Source organism: Kribbella sp. CA-293567 (assembly GCF_027627575.1).
GTDB lineage: Bacteria > Actinomycetota > Actinomycetes > Propionibacteriales > Kribbellaceae > Kribbella.
The window spans coordinates 2,498,527-2,517,727 of record NZ_CP114065.1; the positions used below are offsets into that span (position 1 = coordinate 2,498,527).

The 19,201-nt window shown below is 69.8% G+C and carries 16 protein-coding genes; 6 read left to right on the forward strand and 10 right to left on the reverse strand.

All coding sequences use genetic code 11. The features are described 5' to 3' along the window. The first annotated feature begins 50 nt into the window (after nt 1-50). From OX958_RS12050 to OX958_RS12065, 4 genes are read left to right on the forward strand one after another with little or no spacing between them, the layout of a single operon-like run. The gene (locus OX958_RS12050) at nt 51-830 is read left to right on the forward strand and encodes an enoyl-CoA hydratase/isomerase family protein (RefSeq protein ID WP_270137389.1); all 780 of its coding nucleotides are present in this window, start codon (nt 51-53) and stop codon (nt 828-830) included. Nucleotides 831-840: 10 nt separating this feature from the next. Further along, nucleotides 841-1,788 (forward strand): class I SAM-dependent methyltransferase, encoded by a 948-nt coding sequence (locus tag OX958_RS12055; protein WP_270137390.1) that lies wholly within the window; start codon nt 841-843, stop codon nt 1,786-1,788. Nucleotides 1,789-1,807: 19 nt separating this feature from the next. Continuing rightward, on the forward strand, nt 1,808-2,701 hold the full coding sequence (locus OX958_RS12060; RefSeq protein ID WP_270137392.1) for an acyltransferase: 894 nt from the start codon (nt 1,808-1,810) through the stop codon (nt 2,699-2,701). Further along, nucleotides 2,694-3,662, forward strand: a complete 969-nt coding sequence (locus OX958_RS12065; RefSeq protein WP_270137393.1) for a hypothetical protein — start codon at nt 2,694-2,696, stop codon at nt 3,660-3,662. Before OX958_RS12060 ends, OX958_RS12065 begins: the two co-directional genes overlap by 8 nt. A 9-nt stretch (nt 3,663-3,671) precedes the next feature. On the opposite strand, the gene OX958_RS12070 is transcribed toward OX958_RS12065, so the two are convergent. Next, nucleotides 3,672-4,421, reverse strand: coding sequence for a class I SAM-dependent methyltransferase (locus tag OX958_RS12070; protein ID WP_270137394.1), 750 nt, complete (start codon nt 4,419-4,421; stop codon nt 3,672-3,674). 143 nt (nt 4,422-4,564) lie between these two features. On the opposite strand from OX958_RS12070, the gene OX958_RS12075 reads away from it, so the two are divergent. Together OX958_RS12075 and OX958_RS12080 are read left to right on the forward strand one after the other, a co-directional pair. Beyond that, a complete protein-coding gene (locus OX958_RS12075; RefSeq protein WP_270137395.1) occupies nt 4,565-5,347 on the forward strand; it encodes an electron transfer flavoprotein subunit beta/FixA family protein in 783 nt (260 codons plus the stop codon). 13 nt (nt 5,348-5,360) lie between these two features. Then, a complete protein-coding gene (locus tag OX958_RS12080) occupies nt 5,361-6,320 on the forward strand; it encodes an electron transfer flavoprotein subunit alpha/FixB family protein (protein ID WP_270137396.1) in 960 nt (319 codons plus the stop codon). Between the two features lie 86 nt (nt 6,321-6,406). Here the strand turns inward: OX958_RS12080 and OX958_RS12085 are convergent, their stop codons facing one another. The 9 genes from OX958_RS12085 to OX958_RS12125 all read right to left on the reverse strand — a co-directional run bounded on the left by OX958_RS12085 (nt 6,407) and on the right by OX958_RS12125 (nt 19,198). After that, the gene (locus OX958_RS12085; protein ID WP_270137397.1) at nt 6,407-7,054 is read right to left on the reverse strand and encodes a DUF1345 domain-containing protein; all 648 of its coding nucleotides are present in this window, start codon (nt 7,052-7,054) and stop codon (nt 6,407-6,409) included. Nucleotides 7,055-7,150: 96 nt separating this feature from the next. Next, nucleotides 7,151-8,851, reverse strand: a complete 1,701-nt coding sequence (locus OX958_RS12090; RefSeq protein ID WP_270137398.1) for a PucR family transcriptional regulator — start codon at nt 8,849-8,851, stop codon at nt 7,151-7,153. Between the two features lie 228 nt (nt 8,852-9,079). Then, nucleotides 9,080-10,183: an o-succinylbenzoate synthase gene (gene menC, locus OX958_RS12095; RefSeq protein ID WP_270137399.1), complete on the reverse strand. Its 1,104-nt coding sequence runs from the start codon at nt 10,181-10,183 to the stop codon at nt 9,080-9,082. After that, complete coding sequence (locus tag OX958_RS12100; RefSeq protein WP_270137400.1) at nt 10,183-11,073, reverse strand: GNAT family N-acetyltransferase; 891 nt, start codon at nt 11,071-11,073, stop codon at nt 10,183-10,185. The genes menC and OX958_RS12100 overlap by 1 nt, the downstream gene beginning before the upstream one ends. Then, nucleotides 11,070-12,191, reverse strand: a complete 1,122-nt coding sequence (locus OX958_RS12105; protein ID WP_270137401.1) for a M20/M25/M40 family metallo-hydrolase — start codon at nt 12,189-12,191, stop codon at nt 11,070-11,072. Before OX958_RS12105 ends, OX958_RS12100 begins: the two co-directional genes overlap by 4 nt. After that, entirely contained in the window at nt 12,191-15,511 is a 3,321-nt protein-coding gene (locus OX958_RS12110; protein ID WP_270137402.1) for a serine hydrolase, read from the reverse strand. The genes OX958_RS12105 and OX958_RS12110 overlap by 1 nt, the downstream gene beginning before the upstream one ends. A gap of 26 nt (nt 15,512-15,537) precedes the next feature. Then, a complete protein-coding gene (locus tag OX958_RS12115) occupies nt 15,538-16,299 on the reverse strand; it encodes an ATP-binding cassette domain-containing protein (RefSeq protein ID WP_270137403.1) in 762 nt (253 codons plus the stop codon). After that, nucleotides 16,296-18,206 (reverse strand): dipeptide/oligopeptide/nickel ABC transporter permease/ATP-binding protein, encoded by a 1,911-nt coding sequence (locus OX958_RS12120; protein WP_270137404.1) that lies wholly within the window; start codon nt 18,204-18,206, stop codon nt 16,296-16,298. The genes OX958_RS12115 and OX958_RS12120 overlap by 4 nt, the downstream gene beginning before the upstream one ends. Further along, nucleotides 18,206-19,198 (reverse strand): ABC transporter permease, encoded by a 993-nt coding sequence (locus tag OX958_RS12125; RefSeq protein ID WP_270137405.1) that lies wholly within the window; start codon nt 19,196-19,198, stop codon nt 18,206-18,208. The genes OX958_RS12120 and OX958_RS12125 overlap by 1 nt, the downstream gene beginning before the upstream one ends. Between the last annotated feature and the right edge of the window lie 3 nt (nt 19,199-19,201).

The following is a 19,201-nucleotide window of genomic DNA, read 5'->3' on the forward strand; positions in this document are numbered from 1 at the left end:
CGTGCCGGGGATGTGACTGGCGGGTAGTACCACGACTTGAGGAGCTGGAGATGGGCGAGTTCGTCAACCTGACCGTGGCCGACGGGGTCGGCACGATCCGGCTGGACCGGCCGAAGATGAACGCGCTCAACGTCCAGGTCCAGGACGAGATCCACGCGGCCGCGCTGGCCGCCACCGCTGACGACGCCGTCCGGGCCGTCGTCATCTACGGCGGCGAGCGGGTCTTCGCGGCCGGCGCCGACATCAAGGAAATGGCGGACATGTCGTACGCCGACATGGTCCGCCGCTCCGGTCCGCTGCAGGCGGCGCTGACCGCGGTCGCCGCGATCCCGAAGCCGACCGTCGCTGCCATCACCGGCTACGCGCTCGGCGGTGGCTGTGAGCTGGCGCTCTGTGCCGACTACCGGATCGCCGCCGACGACGCGAAGCTCGGCCAGCCCGAGATCCTGCTCGGCGTGATCCCCGGCGCGGGGGGCACCCAGCGGCTGTCCCGGCTGGTCGGACCGTCCAAGGCGAAGGACCTCATCTACACCGGTCGCTTCGTCGACGCGGCCGAGTCGCTGCAGATCGGGCTTGTCGACAAGGTCGTGCCCGCGGCCGAGGTCTACGAGGCCGCGGTGGCGTGGGCCGGTCAGTTCTCCCGTGGCGCCTCGCTGGCTCTGCGGGCGGCCAAGGAAGCCATCGACGCGGGCCTCGGCGTCGACCTGCACACCGGGCTGGAGATCGAGCGGCAGCAGTTCGCCGCGCTCTTCGCCACCGAGGACCGCTCCATCGGAATGAAGTCTTTTGTCGAGAACGGCCCCGGAAAAGCAGCGTTCAAGGGCCTTTAGGAGATATCGAATGACCACGTCTGCGTCCAAGCCCGCCGCCACCGCCGAAGAGGTCGAGGCGGCGTGGAACGACAACAAGCTCGCCCAGGTGCTCTACCACGACTGGGAAGCCTCCACCTATGACGAGAAGTGGTCGATCTCGTACGACGAACGCTGCGTCGAGTACGCCCGTGACCGGTTCACCGACGTGGCCGGCACCGACGGCCGGCCGTACGGCAAGTCGCTCGAGATCGGCGCCGGCACCGGCTTCTTCACGCTGAACCTGAAGCTGGCCGGCGTCCTGGCCGAGGCGCACGTCACCGACCTGTCGCCGGGCATGGTCGAGGCGGCCAAGCGCAACGCGGACACCCTCGGCTTCGCGATCGAGGGCAAGGTCGCCGACGCGGAGAAGCTGCCGTACGACGACGACACCTTCGACCTGGTGATCGGGCACGCGGTGATCCACCACATCCCGGACGTCGAGCTGGCGTTCCGCGAGATGCTGCGGGTGCTCAAGCCGGGCGGCCGGTTCGTGATCTGCGGCGAGCCGACCCGGTACGGCGACTTCGTGGCGCGACGGCTGTCGCGGCTGACCTGGTGGGCGACCACCAACGTCACCAAGATCCCCGCCCTGACCGGTTGGCGCCGGCCGCAGTCCGAGCTGGACGAGTCGTCGCGTGCCGCCGCGCTGGAGGCCGTGGTCGATCTGCACACGTTCGACCCGGACACGCTGGCGCGGATGGCCGAGCGAGCGGGCGCGGTCGAGGTCAAGACGGTGACCGAAGAGCTGCTGGCGGCCTGGGTCGGGTGGCCGATCCGGACGTTCGAGGCCGCCGTACCGGAGGAGAAGCTCGGGTTCGGCTGGCGGATGTTCGCGTACAAGTCGTGGCTGCAGTTGTCGAAGGTCGACAAGGTGCTGTCGCAGGTCGTGCCCGACGAGCTCTACTACAACGTGTCGATCACAGGTGTCGCCGAGTAGCGGTGTACATACTGGACGGATGCGGTTGCTGACGGCGGCGAATCTGCGCTGGGTGGTGCGCCACCGGGCGTGGACGCCGTACTACCTGAAGCGGTACTGGCGGTTCGCCTGGTTCAAGCTGCGGCACCCGCAGGTGGTGACCGAGGGATTCGTCTTCCTGGGCAAGAAGCTGGAGATCGTCGCCCGCCCGGGGCACGGCCGGCTGATCCTCGGCAAGTGGGTGCACCTGGGCGACGACACCCGGCTGCGCGCGCACGAGGGCACGCTGCGGATCGGCGACAAGGTCGTCTTCGCCCGCGACGTCACGGTGAACTGCTACCTGGACATCGAGATCGGTGCCTCCACGCTGATCGCCGACACCACCTACATCTGCGACTTCGACCACCGGACCGAGGACCTCGACCTGCCGATCAAGGACCAGGGCCTGGTCAAGTCCCCGGTCCGGATCGGCCCCGACTGCTGGCTGGCCACCAAGGTGACGGTCACCCGCGGCACCGACATCGGCCGCGGCGCGGTGATCGGCGCCAACAGCGTTGCCCGAGGCAACATCCCGCCGTACTCCGTGGCGGTCGGCATCCCCGCCGTCGTGGTCCGCAACCGCGTCGACCGCTACCAGGCCGACGCCGACCGTCGCACCTACCTGGCGGAGCTGGCCCGCAGCAACGAAGAAACCACCGCCCGCCTCAAGTCCGGCAAGCCGCCCACCTCAGCCACCGTGACGGACCCCGCCGCGATCCGGCCGACCCCGCCCACGCCCCCGTCTCCTCCGGTGCGACAACCAGCAACGCCGCCGCCGGGTAACACCGCCGGAACAACTGGTGGCAAAGCAGATGACACCAGAGGGTTCTCAAGTTACTCACCAGTCGGGCACTATGTCCCCGAGGCCGTCGAAGAGGAGAAGCAGCGTGGCTGACCAGACCGGCCCGGCGCGGTCGCTGGACCAGGCGGCCGCCGACGGCTCCCTCGCCGACGCGCGGCACCGGGCGGTCGATCCGGTGCCGATCGTGGTGGCGGATGTGACGGACGGTGCGGATCTGGCTACGTTGGACACAGCGGACGGTGAACCGCCCGCACCGATCTGGAGGGTGCGACGCAAGTTGTCGCCGCGCCCGGTCCCGGGCAACCGACGCAGGAAACCGCCGGCGCAGGCACCGGTGGCGGACGAGGAACCGACCCTGGCTGAGGAGATGGACGACGTGGCTACTCATCCCGACAAGGCGGCCGAGACCGCCGGCGCGGAGAAGGCGGTGACACCGCAGGACGTGCGGGCTGAGGACACCTCGACGCCCGCGGCCACCGGTGCCCGGAGTACGACCGCAACGGCGACCAAGTCGGCGAAGCCGAAGACAGCGGCCGAGATCGTCGCCGAGCAGAAGGCCCGCGAGAAGGCCGCCGCCGAGGCCAAGCAGGACGAGACCACGGTGACGAAGCCGGTCGCCCGTCAGCCTGCCGCGCCCAGTACGGCGGCCACGGCCGGCTCCACCGCTCCGAAGCAGCCGGTCGCCAAGCCGGCTGCCGCCACGGCGAAGAAGCCTGTTTCCTCTTCGGGGGCCGACAAGGGCAAGGCCGCGCTGTCCGCGGTCGGCTCGGGCGTCAAGCGCTTCCGGAACCTGCTCGCCTCGCTGATCTGGCTGATCGCCGTCATCGCTGCCGCGGTGCTCGCGCTGGGAGCGCTGTTCACCGCTCTCGACCAGGCGAACCAGAGCAACGAGATCGTGAAGTGGGTGCTGGAGCGCGGCCACGACCTGGTCGGCCCGTTCAAGGATCTGTTCCGGTTGGAGACGGCCAAGAACACCCTGCTGGTCAACTGGGGGATCGCGGCGCTGGTCTACCTGGTGATCGGCAAGCTCGCCGAGCGTTTCGTCCGGCCGTGAGGTCCCGTACTACGTGAGCCGGGCGCGGGCGACGACGACGAGGTCGAGACTGTCCTCGAGGTCGCCCGCCCGGATCACGAAGTCCTGGTGATCGGTTCCCGTCACCAGGTCGATCAGCTCGGCTGACCAGGTGGTGTGGTCCGACGCCAGTTGCGCGTCCACGCAGGAGCCGTGCTGCTGCTCCCAGGCGGTCAGCCTCTCGCCGTGCCACAGCCCGAAGGTCTCGACGAGCTCGAGGTCGGCCTCGACCAGTTCGGTGAACTCCGGTCCGGTGAGTTCCCTGGTGTGGTACCAGTTGCCGCTCGGAAAGGTCAGCCGGTTGGGCGTGGACAGCACGACCAGGGCGCCCGGCCGGGCGATCCGCGCGCACTCGGTGACGAAGCGCGGCTGCTCCCAGAGGTGCTCGATCGTCTGCAGCGAGACGAGCAGCCCGAAGGTGTCGTCGGCGAACCCGGTCCGGACGAGATTGCCCTGCACCAGATTGATCTGTGGATAAGCCTTCGCGACGTGCCGAAGCGTCGTACCTTCATAGTCGAGGCCGAAGACCTGCCCAGCCCCCGCCCGGCGCAGCAGGTCCGCGCCGTACCCCTCGCCGCAGCCGGCGTCGAGGACCCGGCCGGTGTCGGAACCCAGTAGTTCGGAACCAAGCCAATTCGCCGTGATCCAGCGGTAGGCGGCCTCGTGGCGGGCGAACCAGTAGTTCTCGTGCCAGATCCCGGGGGCTGTTCTCTCACCGGTCAGCGGTAACGTCTCGGTCACCCGGTCAGACTAGGTGGTGCGGTGGGTGCGCGCGTTGGGCGTCCGCCGGACTGTGATGGGACTCGCACGCGTCATATGTTTCTCGCGAGTAACATCCGTGGCAGGCTGGGAGAGACCGTTAACCAGAAGGGGTCCCACACGCTATGAAGATCGTCGTCTGCGCGAAGTTCGTGCCGGATGCCACGGCCGACCGCCGTTTCCGCTCCGAGGACAACACGGTGGATCGCGCCGGGGTCGACGGATTGCTGTCCGAACTGGACGAGTACGCCGTCGAGACCGCGCTCACCGTGAAGGAAGCCGGCGACGGTGAGGTCACCATCCTCACGGTCGGGCCGGAGCAAGCCGCCGACGCCATCAAGAAGGGCCTGCAGATGGGCGCCGACGCCGGCGTCCACGTGCACGACGACGGCATCCACGGCTCGGACGCCGTGGCGACCTCGCTGATCCTGGCCAAGGCGCTGAGCAAGCTCGAGGCCGACCTGATCGTGTTCGGGATGGCCTCCACCGACGGCTCGATGGGCGTCGTCCCGGCGATGGTGTCGGAGCGGCTCGGCCTGCCGGGAGTCACGCTCGGCTCCTCGGTGACCGTCGACGGCAACACCGTCACGATCCGCCGCGACGGCGACACCGCCAGCGACACGGTGGAGGGCACGCTGCCGTTGGTGCTGAGCGTCAGCGACCAGTCCGGCGAGCCGCGGTACCCGTCGTTCAAGGGCATCATGGCCGCGAAGAAGAAGCCGGTCGAGACCTGGTCGCTGGCCGACCTGGAGATCTCGCCCGACCAGGTCGGCATCGCGTCGGCATGGACCGAGGTCATCCAGGTGACCGAGCGCCCGGCGCGTACGGCCGGCACGATCGTCACCGACGAGGACGGCAGCGGTGCTGCCCAGCTCGTCGAGTTCCTGTCCACCAACAAGTTCCTCTGAGGAGCGAGCAGACATGCCGAACGTTCTCGTTCTCGTTGACCACACCGGTGGAAAGGTCCGCAAGACGACCGCGGAACTCCTCACCATCGCGCGCCGCCTCGGCGAGCCCGTCGCCGTCTACATCGGCGAAGGCGTCCAGGAGGCGCTGCCGGCCCTCGGTCAGTACGGCGCGACCAAGGTGATCGCGCTGACCGACCCCGAGCTCTCGCAGTACCTGGTGGCCCCGAAGGCCGAGGCGCTGGCGCAGGTCGCGGCCAAGATCGAGCCCAGCGCGATCCTGATCTCGTCGAACGCCGAGGGCAAGGAGATCGCCGCCCGGCTCGCGGTCAAGCTCGAGTCGGGCCTGATCACCGACGCCGTGGACGTCCAGGCCGATGACAGCAACAGCCCGGTCACCACCCAGTCCGTGTTCGCCGGCAACTACTCGGTGCAGGCCAAGTTCACCCAGGGCACGCCGATCATCACGGTCAAGCCGAACGCGGCGGCCCCGGAAGCCGCCGAGACCAGCCCGGAGGTGGAGGAGTTCGACGTCACCATCTCCGACGCCGCCAAGGCCGCCCGGATCACCGACTCCAAGCCCCGTGAGGCCACCGGCCGCCCGGAGCTCACCGAGGCCGCGATCATCGTTTCCGGCGGCCGCGGCACCGGCGGCGACTTCGCCCCGATCGAAGCCTTCGCCGACTCCCTCGGCGCAGCCGTCGGCGCCTCTCGCGCCGCGGTCGACTCGGGGTGGTACCCGCACGCCTACCAGGTCGGCCAGACCGGCAAGACGGTCTCACCGCAGCTCTACATCGCCGCGGGGATCTCCGGCGCCATCCAGCACCGGGCCGGGATGCAGACCTCGAAGACCATCATTGCCATCAACAAGGACGAAGAGGCCCCCATCTTCGAACTCGTCGACTTCGGCGTGGTCGGTGACCTTCACAAGGTCCTGCCGACCACCACCGAAGAGGTCACCAAGCGCAAGTCCTAGCTCCGCCGGTACCACCCTCGGCCCGGCCCGCGCACCAGCAGGCCGGGCCGAGGTCTGTCTCCTGCTCCGGTCTCCCGCTCCGGCAGTCAGCTGCCGGACAGGTACGTCGAGACGATGGTGATCGCCACCGCGAGAATCAGCGTGTTGAACAGGAACGCGAGCACGCCGTGCACCAGCACCTGGCGGCGCATGCGGCTCCGGGTGACGGTGACGTCGGTGGTGCCGAAGGTGGTGCCGACCGAGACCGCGAAGTAGGCGAAGTCCACCACCCCGGGTTCCTGGTCGCCGGGGAAGTCGAGCCCGCCCTCCTCGACGTACAGGCTGAGGTAGCTGATCGCGAAGCCGGTCTGCAGGGTCAGCCAGCAGCTGATGACGGAGATGACGCAGAGCCAGACCACGAGAGTCGGTGGAGCACCGAGGTCACGGGCTTGTGGCAGCGTGAGAACCGTGGTGACCAACGCCAGCACAGCGGCGGCCTGGGAGAGCTGCTCCGGCGATGAGACGAACAACCGGTCCGTCAGTTTGCGGCGTCGTGACGGGAGTGCCATAGCTCTCAGGGCGACCGGATCGCGGTTCCGGTACGCCAGCCAGGTCAGCAGCAGATAGCAGACGGTGTAGGCGTCCCAGGCGGCGATGGTTCTCACCATCGTGTCTCCCGGCATCAGCACAGCAATCAGTACGGCGAGCGGGATCGCCAAGGTCTGACGTACCGACTCACGAGTCCACCAAGGCATGGTCGCCGACCCTAGCGCAGACGTCGGCCGGGCAGGAAAGCGCGATCACTCGTACGTCGTTCCCGCCGGCTCGCCGGCCCGGTCCGCGGCGGCAGGCTACCGCTCGGGCGGTGCGGTCGCGACGGTCGGGCGACGGGGTGGGTTCACGACGCGGAGCTGGAGCATCGCGGCGAAGCGGGCCTCCGGGTCGTCGAGGTCCAGGGCGCCTACCTCGGCGAGGCGGCGGAGACGGTAGCGGAAGGTGTTGGGGTGCACGTAGACGGCGCCCGCCGCGGCGATCACGTCACCGAACGCGTCCAGCCAGGCCCGCAAGGTCTCCACCAGGTTGGAGTTGTGCTCGCGGTCGTAGCTGATCAAGCGGGCGATCGGGCCGGTCGGCTGGTCGCCGCGCGCCTCGATCAGGTCGCGCAGTTCGAGCAGCAGCGACTCGACGTGGACGTCCGCCAGCCTCGCGATACGTTGGGAGCCGCGGCCGGTTCGCAGTACGCGCAGGGCCCGGTCGGCGCCGGCGCGGGCGTGCGGCAGGCGAGCAGTCTCCTGGACGACGGGTCCGACACCGATCGTCGCCGAGACCCGATCACCGATCCGGTCGAGAAAGTCCTTGGCGATCCGTACCGCGATCTCCTCCCCGTCCGAGCGATCGGCGCGGACCGGGACCAGGCCATAGGCGATGTCACCGACCAGCGCCGCGGCAGAGCGGGGGTGGACGGCGCCCAAGTGCATGGCGAACGCATCCGCCAGGCGCTGACGCTCGGTCGCCAGCCCTGCCTCTCCGGCGAGAGTGTCGGACCCCGGGGCGGCTCCCGGGCCGGAGTGATGCGGAGAGGTCAGCATCGACACGGCCAGTACGACGACCGGCTGGTCGGCCAGGCCGAGGCGGTCAAGTGCATCGCGTGCGCCGGCACCGCCTTCGAGCGCGGTACTGACCAGGTCCGCGCGGAGCCGGCGTTCGACGTCGGCGCCGGCCCGGATGCGCAGCATGTGCAGGGCGACCAACTTGGCCGCGTCACAGAGTGCCTGCGTGCGTTCCTCGCTGAGGGGCTCACGGACGGCGGCCCAGATCGAGCCGAGGATCTCGTCACCGGCGCGGACGGCGACAGCGACCCGGGGGATGGTGAACTCCTTCGAGGTGATCGGCAGCGGTGGCACGTGCACCGGCCGGTCGCTGCGGTAGAGCTCACGGAACACCCCGCGTTCGCTGAGCAGGCGTGAATAGCGCTGCGGTACCTGCCGGCCGAGGACTGTCTCCACACGGGCGACATCGGCCTCATCCTGACGGCCGGAGAAGGCGAGAACGCGCGAACTGCGGTCCTCGATCGTGACCGGGGCATCCAGCAGGGCAGCCGCCGCATTGGCCAGGGCGAAGAGGTCTCCCGATGGCATGCCGCCGAGCGTCTCCGGCTCGGCGATGCCCACGTCCCCTTCGGCCAGCAGAGAGCGGAGAAGCACTGCCAGCTGGTCCCAGGAGGCGCCGCGAGTCAGGCCCAGCAGTGCGACGCCGGACTCGGCGACAGCCTCGGTGATCGAGGTGTGAGCCGCGATCGGCGAACGAACCACGAGCCCGGCGGCCTGCTGACGGCCGAGGTCGCGCAACACCCAGGAGATCAGCGAGGGCTCCTGCAGACCGACGCCCAGGACCAGAGCGTGGCGGGGGAGCACCGGTTCGTCCAGCGGATCGTGAGTCACGACTCCGCCGATCTCCAGCGGCACGTCCGGATCGCCGTGGACGAGCTCCAGCAAGGTGGCGCCCAGGTCGTCGAGGACACGGCCGAGACTTGCGCGAGGTCGGTTCGTCACGGAAGGCAGCACCTCTCCGAAGTTAGGAGCCGGAGGTCCAGCCTAGTTCGTCCGGCCACACAAGATCCGCACCCCGAATAGTCCGCTCCGACAAGTCCGAGAGCAGAGCGGAGGCGGGCGTGTACACAACGACAGGCAGTGGTGCCCGATCCGGGGCTTCGGCCAGTCGGCTCAGGCGGGGGTCGCCCTACCCAAGGCGACTTCTGCCTGTCGTTGTGTCCGGAACGACTAGAGCGGGATCCACTCGGTTGACGTGGTGACGGCGGCCAGCTCGTCCGGGAGCGGATCGACCCCGATGCCAGGAGCGGTGGGGACCGGCAGGTGGCCGTCCTGGAGAGTGAACGGCGCGGTGATGTCGGTCGCGTAGTACCGGCTCGAGCCGGAGGTGTCGCCGGGAAGAGTGAAGCCGGGCAGGGCAGCCAGAGCGACGTTGGCGGCGCGGCCGAGACCGGTTTCGAGCATGCCGCCGCACCAGACCGGGATACCGTGCGCGACGCAGACGTCGTGGATCCGGCGGGACTCCAGATAGCCGCCGACCCGGCCGGGCTTCACATTGACGATCGAGCAGGCGCCGAGGGTGATCGCCGCGGCGGCGGCGCGCGCCGAGGTGATCGACTCGTCCAGGCAGACCGGCGTCTTGAGCTGGCGCGCCAGCTCCGCGTGCCCGAGCACGTCCTCCTCGTCGAGGGGTTGCTCGATCAACAGCAGCTCGAAGGGATCGAGCCGCGCCAGGTGCCGCGCGTCCGACACCGAGTACGCCGTGTTGGCGTCCACCTGGAGCAGCACGTCGCCGAACCGCTCCCGCACGGCGGCGACCGGTTCGACATCCCAGCCCGGCTGGATCTTCAGCTTGATCCGCAGATAGCCCTCGTCGAGATACCCCTCGACGGCGTCCAGCAGCTCGCCGATCGAGTCCATGATGCCGACCGACACCCCGCACGGCACGCGGTCGTGCACAGCCCCGAGCTCCCGGGCCAACGGTCGTCCCTCGGCCCGCAGTTCGGCATCCAGTACTGCGGTCTCCACCGCCGCCTTCGCCATCCGATGCCCGTGGAACTTGGCCAACGCCGGTGCCACCCCGACGGCGGTCAGCCCTTCCACCGCGGCCAGGGCCGGCACGAAGAACCGCCGGACCACGTCGACCGCACCGTCCACGTACTCCGAGGAGTACAGCGGCCCGGTCATCGCGACGCACTCACCCCAGCCCTCCGCCTCGTTGCTGACCACCCGCACCAGCAGCGCGTCCCGGGTCGTCTCGGTCCCGAACGAGGTCCGGAACGGAGACACCAAGGGCAACGAGATCCGGCGTAGCTCGACTCCGGTCAGCTTCATCACAGCAGTCCCTCTCCAGTTTGTTCGAGCACGTACCAGCCGGCCCGGTCGAAGCCGGTCACCCGGGCACCGTCGGCCATCAACCCACCCAGCACTTCCCGCAACGCCACCCGCCACTCCTTGCCGGCCGCCGGATCGCTCTGCCGCAACCCCTCCACATCAGCCGGTACGGCGACCAGCAGCGTCCCGCCGGCCGAAGCGGAGGCTCCCAGGACGGGCCGCCCGTCGTCCCCGCACGCCAGCGCCACCGTTGCTTGAGGCAACGAAAGCGCAGGGCCCGTGGACGTGATCGACCGGGCGCCCGCCGCGGCGACCTCCGGGGCGTTGAGCTGCCAGCGGATCAGCAGGCGGTCGGAGTCGTCGCCGTTGTTGATGCCGTCGTGCATGAACCCGTAGAAGTTGGTCAGGTACTCGGTCGGACGCGCGGCGAGTTTCGCCAGGTTGAAGTAGGCGTTGCGCCGGATCAACGGATCGAACGTCCACGAGATCGTCGTGACACCGCGCTGCAAAGCCCACGCCCGCTGGTGCAGTTTGAGCGCGAACCCGACGTTGCGCCCGCGCGCCGCCCCGGACACCCCGGCCACGTGGCTGTGCATCGCCACCTCGGCCGGCGCCCCGAAGAACCCCATGCACGCACCGACCAGTTCGTCCCCGTCGTACGCGCCGGCGACGTAGTTGCCCGCTTTCGACAACGCCCGCAGCAGTTCCGTGGTGATCGGTGGGTTCTTCGGGTCCGGCCGCCAGATCGCGTCGTACAGGCGGTAGACCTCGTCGAGCTCGGCCAGCTCCCACAGCTCCCGGATCTGTACGCCGGCCGACTCGGCCGCCGCCAGGCCGTCCCGGGTGGCGTCCTCGAGCCGCGCACCGAAGGCGATGTCGGGGATGCTCATGGCGTGTCCAGCAGGTCGGCGATCAGCGCTGTCAGCAAGGCCGTCCGCGGCGCGATCTCGGCCACCACGACATGTTCGTCGTCGGCGTGAGCGCCACCACCGACGGCCCCCAGACCGTCCAGGGTCGGAGTACCGACGCCGGCCGTGAAGTTCCCGTCGGAGGCACCTCCGACCGAGATCTCGCGCAACGGCGCCAGCCCGAGGGAGTCGGCCAGCGACGAAGCCCGCCGGTAGAGCTCCTCGGACATCTTCCGCTCCAGCGGCGGCCGGTTCGGCCCACCGACGATCTCCAGCGACGCCCCGGCCAGCACCGGTTGCAGCGAGTGCATCGCAGCATCCACCCGGAGTTGTTCGGCCACGGTGCGAGCCCGCGCATCGACCATGAAGCTGCCTTCGGCGGGCACGGTGTTCCGCGTCGTACCGGAGGTCAGGGCGGTGGGCGTCACGCTCGTTCCCACCGACGCGTCGCCCAGCCGGCTGACCGCGAGAATCTGGTGCGCGGCCTCGATGCTGGCGTTCACCCCGAGCTCGGGCTCGAGCCCGGCATGCGAGGCGCGCCCGGCGATCCGGACCTCGTAGGTGGAGACGCCCTTGCGCTCGAGCTTCAAGGCGCCTTCCGCCGAAGCCTCCAGCACCAGCGCGGCCACACATCCGGCCGCCTCTTCCTCGATCAACGCTCGCGACGACGGCGACCCCAGCTCCTCGTCACCGGTCACCAGCACCGTGACGCCGGCCGCCGAGGGCAGCGCGGCCACCGCATGGAACGCCATCACCAGGCCGGTCTTCATGTCGAAGCACCCCGGCCCCCGCAGGACGCCGTCCTCGATCGCGAACGGATGCGTGGCCAGCGAACCGACCGGCCAGACCGTGTCGTGGTGCCCGACGACCAGCACCCGCGACGGACCGTCGCCGAGCCGCCAGCGCAGATGCGTCCGCCCGTCGATCACCACGTACTCCGGTGCGGTGCCGAGCCGCTCGGTCCCCAGTCGCCCGACCAGTTCGGCGCTCGCGGCCACCGCGGCGAGATCCGCCGACGGCGACTCGTGCGTCACCAGGGTCTCCAGGTCGCGCAGCATCGACGGCAACGCCGCTTGCATCCGCTCGACGAGTTCAGTCATCAGCCCACCTTCGGTGTCGCGCGAACCCCACAGTGCAAGTACTTCTCACCAGTGGGCAGAGAGTAGAACGTCACCGGGATCCAGGTCAGCGAGCCCGGCGGCCGCATCACGAAGAGATCGCCGCTCCCGTCGACCGGGACCAGCGGGAACTCCTGCGACGGTTCCGGCATCAGTTCCGCGAGCGGCCCGGTCACCGTCGTCCGCAGGACGGCGTCGCCGTCGCGGACGAAGATCTCCTGAAGCGTCGCGGCCCGCTCGTAGCGACCGACGTGCAAGGTCGGCTCGACCACCGGCGGCTCGGCGGGCGGGGTCAACGACGACGGCATCTCGAGGCCGGCCAGGTCGCGGAAGATCTCGCGGTACAGCTCCTCGTACAGGTCACGTGAATTCCCGCCGTTGGTCAGCAGCGTCACCGCCAGTTTCTCGGCAGGCAGGACCCGCAGGAAAGCGGCCTGGCCGATCGTGTTGCCGTCGTGCCCGATCAGCCGCTGCCCGTCCCAGCCGAACCGGATCCAGCCCAGCCCCCACGAGTCGCCGAGCGAGTACTTGTCCGGCAGTTCCGCGTGCTGCTCGGCCATCAGCTCCACGGTCTCCTGGCGGAGCACCTGGGTGCCGTCCGGCGCCACGCCGCCCTTCAGGTGCAGGCGTGCGAAGGCCAGCGCGTCGGCCGCGGTGGAGACGATCAGGCCGGCTGGTCCGAGCGACCGCGGCAGGCCCCAGACCGGTGCCTTCGTCAGCTCGTCCGGGCTCTCGCCGACGTGCCCGACCGCCGCCCGGTGCAGCAGCGCCTCCTCAGGCAGGGTCACCGTGTGCCCGAGCCCCAGCGGCTTGATGAGTCGCTCACGCAGGGCCTCGTCCCAGGTCTTGCCCGTGAGCTTCTCGATCACCCGGCCGGCCAGCGAGAAGCCGGAGTTGCAGTACGACCAGGTGACGCCGAGCGGATGGTTCTGCCCGACCTCGGCCAGCCCGTCGACGTACTTCTCCAGACAGTCGTCACCCCGCCCGGTGTCGGTGAACACGTCCCCGTCGATCCCGCTGGTGTGGGTGAGCAGGTGCCGCATCGTCACCTGCTTGGCGACATCGGGGTCACCCAGCCGTAGCTCCGGCAGCACCTCGACGAGCGGTGCGTCCAGTTCGAGCAACCCCTCGTCGACCAGTTGCATCGCCAGCGTCGCGGTCCAGACCTTCGACATCGAACCGATCTGGAACAGCGAGTCGGTGGTCACCTCGACGCCGGTCTCCTTGAGCAGTACGCCGGTCGCGGCCTCGACCAGTTCCTCGTCCACGCCGTCCTGCAGGCGCAGGATGCCCAGCGTCGCCCCCGGTACGCCGTGCTTGGCCGCGAGGGTGGTGAGGCGACGCTGCCAGTGCGCCGCGTCGATGCGGGCCCGCCGCGGACCGTTCGCGTCACCGGCGTACTGCTCGACCCAGTCGACGATGCGGCGGTTGAAGTCGAGGCGGTGCGACGGCCTGCCCTCGACGATGAAGAGGTGACTCGCCTCCGGGTAGAGCACCAGTTGCGTCGGTACGCCCTGCTCCCGCAGCGCCGTGTGCCACTGCTGGGCCTGCCCGACCGGGCAACGGACATCCGCGTCGCCGTGCAGCACCAGGGTCGGCGTCTTCACCTGGTCGACCTGGCTGAAGGGCGACATGGCGCTGAAGTCGCCGGGGCCGTTCAGCTCGTACGCGCTCAGGTAGTGCCCGCTGTCCGACGTACCGGCCATGCTGGCCAGGTCGCTGACCACACCACCGGTGACCGCTGCCGCGAACCTGTCGTCGCGACTGGTCAGGTAGCAGGTCATGAAGCCGCCGTAGCTGTATCCTGCCACGGCCAGCCGCTGCGGATCGGCGATGCCCTCGGCAACCAGTTCGTCGAGCGGTTCGAGGAAGTCCTTCGCGTCCGCCGTGCCCCAGCCGCCGAGCGCCGCGTTGTAGAAGGCCTCGCCGTAGCCGTCGCTGCCGCGCGGGTTCATCAGCAGCACGATCCAGCCGCGTGCCGCCAGCTCCTGATGGTAGAAGTGCACCTCGTCGGCCACCGCGTTCCACGCGTTGTGCGGACCTCCGTGGATGTCCAGCAGCAGCGGCTGCGGCCCGGTCACGGCGGGATCGCGGATCACGTACCCCGCCACGACGGTCCCGTCGGAGACGGTGAACTCCCGCTCCTCCCGGGCAAAGTGCTCCACGTCGCCCAGCTTCTCGCCGTACGCCGTCAGGGTGGTCGCCTCGCCGGATGCCAGGTCGAGCGTGGCGATCTCGCCGTACGACGTCTGGGTCGTCAGCACGAGTGCCGCGGTACCACCGGCGACAGTGAGGCCGGAGACGTTCTGTCCCGGCTCGCCCAGCAGCTGCTTCGGCGTGCCACCGTCGACGGGGACGGAGTACAGGTGACTGCAGCCCCGGTCGCGGACGGCGAACAACACAGCGCGGCCGTCATCGGTCAGTGCAGGCAACGCTCCCGGGTACGCCGGTCCGCCAGGCACCACATTGCGGTCGAGGGACTCTCCGAGGTTCAGTACGTCGCCGTTGCCGAGCCACAGCCGCAGCAGCGCAGCATGTCCCACCGGCCCAGCCGGGTTGCCGACGACCACCAGAGCGTCGCCGTCCGCCGTCCAGGTGACCGGACCGACCAGACCCTCAGCCAGGCCGGCCAACTGCGGTTCGGCCTTCTCATCGGTCGCATCCAGCACGTACGCCGGTGCGGTGGGGTTGAGGTCGGTGTCGGCAGCAGTGGCGGCTCCGAAGGCCAACTTGCTTCCGTCCGGCGACCAGGCGGGATCACCGGCGTGCCAGTCGCCCTCAGTGGCCTGCCGGCACTTCTTGGTCCCGACCTCCAGCAGATGCACGTGATTGCGCATGGTCCGCAGCCAGCCCGCGCCATCGGCCTGGTAGTCCAGTCGCTCGGTGACGATCGGCGAATCGCTGCTGGAGTCGGCGATGTCCACCGGGGCGCTGAAGGCGATCCGGCTTCCGTCAGGACTCCACCGCGGCGTACCAGCACCGAGCGGCAGCGTCGTGAACTGTTCAGGCTCGCCGCCACCGATCGGAAGCACCCAGAGCTGCGCCGGTCCGTCCTTGGCGCGCAGGAACGCCAACTGGCTTCCATCCGGCGACCAGACAGGCGACAGGTCGCTCTCGCCTCGGGTGAGCTGCTGCGGCTCGCCGCCGGACGTCGGCACTCGCCACAGGCTGCGCATAGTGCGGTCGCCCTCCAGATCCGTGGTGCGCAGGACGTAGGCGACCTGGGTGCCGTCCGGCGAGAGCGCGGGCTGCTCCGGTACTGCGAGCTCGGTCAGGTCTTCGATGCGCGGACGTCGGGTCACGGGGAGGTCCTCCTTGGACAGGGCGTTCATTGGCTGCGCCGGGGTACGGCGGCGAGAAGTTCTTGGGTGTAGGCGTGTTGCGGGTCGCCGAGGATCTGCTCGGCCGGACCGAACTCCACGATCCGCCCGAGGTACATCACGGCGATCAGGTCGCTCACGTAACGCACCACGGCCAGGTTGTGCGAGATGAACAGCATCGACAGCTTCAGCTCACGTTGCAGCGAGCGGACCAGGTTGAGCACCGAGCCCTGGATCGAGACGTCCAGCGCGGAGGTGATCTCGTCGGCGATGAGCACGTCGGGACGCCCGGCCAGCGCTCGCGCGATGGCGACTCGCTGCCGCTGGCCGCCGGACAACGCGCCCGGATAGTCGGTCGCGCGTCCGCTGTCGAGCCCGACCAGCTCGAGCAGCCGCTGAACCTCCTCGCGCCGCTGCTCGGCCGGGCCGTCGGAGCGGGGGACCGCCTCGGCGATCGAGTCGCCGATCGTCATCCGCGGGTCGAGCGACGAGTACGGGTCCTGGAACACCATCTGCAGAGGACGCGGGGCGCCGGCCCGCTGACGCCGTACGCCGGTCAGCGGCCGGCCGTCCAGCAGGATCTGACCCGAGCAGGGCTCGGCCAGCCCGACCGCGGCCCTGGCCAGCGTCGACTTACCGGACCCCGACTCGCCGACCAGCCCGACCACCTGGCCCGACGGAACCGTCAGGTCGACCGCGTCGACGGCGGTCATCGCGCGGCTGCCGGTCCCGAACCGGACCGTCACCTGGTCGAAGCGCAGTTCGCTCATCGCCGTCCCGTCCGAATCGACTCGTGGCCCAGGTACCGAGCTTGCCAGGCGACCGTGCCCTGCGGGTTCCAGCAGGCCACCTCGTGCGCCGGCCCGTGGCTGGTCAGCTCCGGATCATCGGTCCGGCAGCGGTCCGAGGCGAACTCACAGCGAGCCGCGAAAGCACAGCCGGACGGGAGTTGCGACGGATCCACCGGCCGGCCTGGGATCACCGCGAGCGGCTCGTCGAGCGGGGTGTCGAGATCCGGCACGGCGGCCAGCAGAGCTCGCGTGTAGGGATGACGCGCGCCGGTTGTGAGGTCAGCGGCCGGCAGGTCCTCGACGATGCGTCCGGCGTACATCACCAGGACGCGGTCGCAGACCTGCGCGACGACGGTGATGTCGTGACTGATCAGCAGCACGGCGACCTCGTTCTCGGTCCGGATCTTCTCCAGCAGGTCGAGCACCTGGCGCTGCACCGTGACGTCGAGCGCGGTGGTCGGCTCGTCGGCGACGATCAACGCCGGCGTTCCCATCAGGCCCATCCCGATCATCGCGCGCTGCCGCATCCCACCCGAGAACTCGTGCGGGTACTGCTTGGCCCGCCGCTCGGGGGTCGGGATCCGGACCGCGCGCAACCGGTCGACGGCCCGGTTCATCGCCTGCCGCCGGGACATCCCCTGGTGCTCGCGGGCGCCCTCGGCCAACTGCGCGCCGATCCGCATCGTCGGGTTGAACGAGGTCATCGGGTCCTGGAAGACCATCGCGAACGACGTACCCAGCAGCCGCCGCCGCGCGTCCGCGGTACTGCGGCCGGCGACCTGTCCGAGCAGCGGTGCGCCGAGGAAGGACAGTTCTGACGCGTGCACCTGGCCGGGCGGCTCGATCAGTTGGGCGACCGCGAGGGCGGTCAGGCTCTTGCCCGACCCGGACTCGCCGACCACGCCGACGATCTCGCCCTTGTGCAGGGTGAAGCTGATCCCGCGAACCGGTGTGACCGGCCCGGGGAAGGTGACTCGCAGATCCCTGACGACCAGTACCGCATCGTCGTCGACGGGCGCCGCGGGCATGGTCTCCGGCGGAGCCACCACCCGGGCGCCCTTCAGAATCGGTACGCCGAACCCCTTGGCCACCGCCTCGCCGAAGAGGTTGAAGGCCAGCCCGGCGATCACCACCGCGACACCGGGCGCGAGAGCGGCGGCCGGATGCACATAGATGCTGTTGAGGCTCTCGCCCATCAACCGCCCCCAGTCGTACGCCGGTGGCTGCACGCCCAGGCCCAGGAACGACAACCCGGCGAAGGCGAGCAGCGCGCCGCCGGCCCCGATCGTCGCGTTCACCACCAGCGGTTCGGCGATGTTCGGCAGCACGTGCCGCACCAGCATCCGGAACCGGCCGACCCCGGCGATCCGCGCGGCGGAGACGAAGTCCCGCTCCGCGATCCCGGCGACCAGTGTCTGCGCCAGCCGCGCGAACGACGGCGCGCCCGCGAAGCCGATCGCCAGCACCGCGCCCTTCGCGCCGACTCCGAAGATGACCGCGAAGAACAGCGCGAGCAGCAGTCCGGGGAACGCGACCGCGATGTCCACCATCGCGGTCGTCAGCCGGCCCGCCCGCCGGCCGAGCAGCATCGGAGCGCAGCCCAGCGCGAGTCCCGTGACGACGGCGATGGCGGTCGCGGTCAGGGCGAGCAGGATCGACGTCCGGGAGGCGACGAGGACCCGGTAGAAGATGTCGCGGCCGAGGTTGTCGGTGCCGAGCCAGTGCTCGGCCGACGTGCCTTCCAGCAGGTGCTCGGTGTCGATCGCGTTGGCCTGGTCGGACCAGAGCATGGGGGCGAGCAACGCGAGGAGGAGTACTGCGAGCAGGAGCACCCCGGCGCCCGCGCCGACCGGCGTACGGAGTACTGCCATCCAGCGGGCCCGCATCAGCTGTCCCTGATCGTGGAGCGCGGGTCCAGCAGAGCGAGGATCACGTCGACCGCCAGGTTGACCAGCAGGACGCCGGCGCCGTACACGAGCACTACGCCCTGCACGAGTGGGTAGTCCTTGGCCAGGATCGAGGAGACGATCGTGCTGCCCAGCCCGGGCCAGCCGAAGACGTTCTCCACCAGCACTGTCCCGGCGACCATGCCGCCGAGTAGTAGACCGCCAAGGGTGATGGTGGCGGTCACTGCGTTCGGGAGCGCGTGCCGCAGGTAAATGGCTGCCGCAGGAAGCCGCTTGGCTCGTGCGGTGCGTAGGTAATCCGTCTGCAGTACTGCGAGGAGTTCCACCCGGCAGATGCGAGCAAGGACCGCCGCAGGGCCGATAGCCAGCGAGATCATCGGCAGCACGTACGACGCAGCAGTGCCGCGGCCTGCGACCGGGAACCACTGGAGCTTCACTGCGAAGACGTAGACGAGCCCTACTGCCAGCAGGAACTCCGGGATCGCGGCCAGGACTATCGACGACGAAGTGAAGGTCAGTTCGGTGCGCGGCCGGCGCCCGGCCCGGGTCAGGACACCGAGGACCAGGCCGACCGGCAGCGCGATGAGCATCGCCAGCAGGAAAGCGCCGACGGCCAGCTGGAGCGTCGCGGGCAACCGGTCCTGGATCACGTCCGACACCGGGAGACCGGTGGTGATCGACGTACCGAGGTTGCCGGTGAAGAGGTGCTGCAGGAAGTGCAGGTACTGCAGCCACAGCGGGTCGTTGAGGCCGAGTGACTCACGCTGCGCGTCGACCAGGCTCTGTGCCGCCGCTGGTCCCAGTGCGGCCCGGACCGGGTCGCCGGGGATCAGGTGAATCATCAGGAAGGCGGCACTGACCAGCACCAGCACAGAGCCGACCAGCCGCCCGAACCGGCGGGCCGCGAACCGCACCCACGGGTGGGTGGTGAAGTTCGCGGCCGCGCCGGGTGCGCTGACCGTCGCGGTCACCGG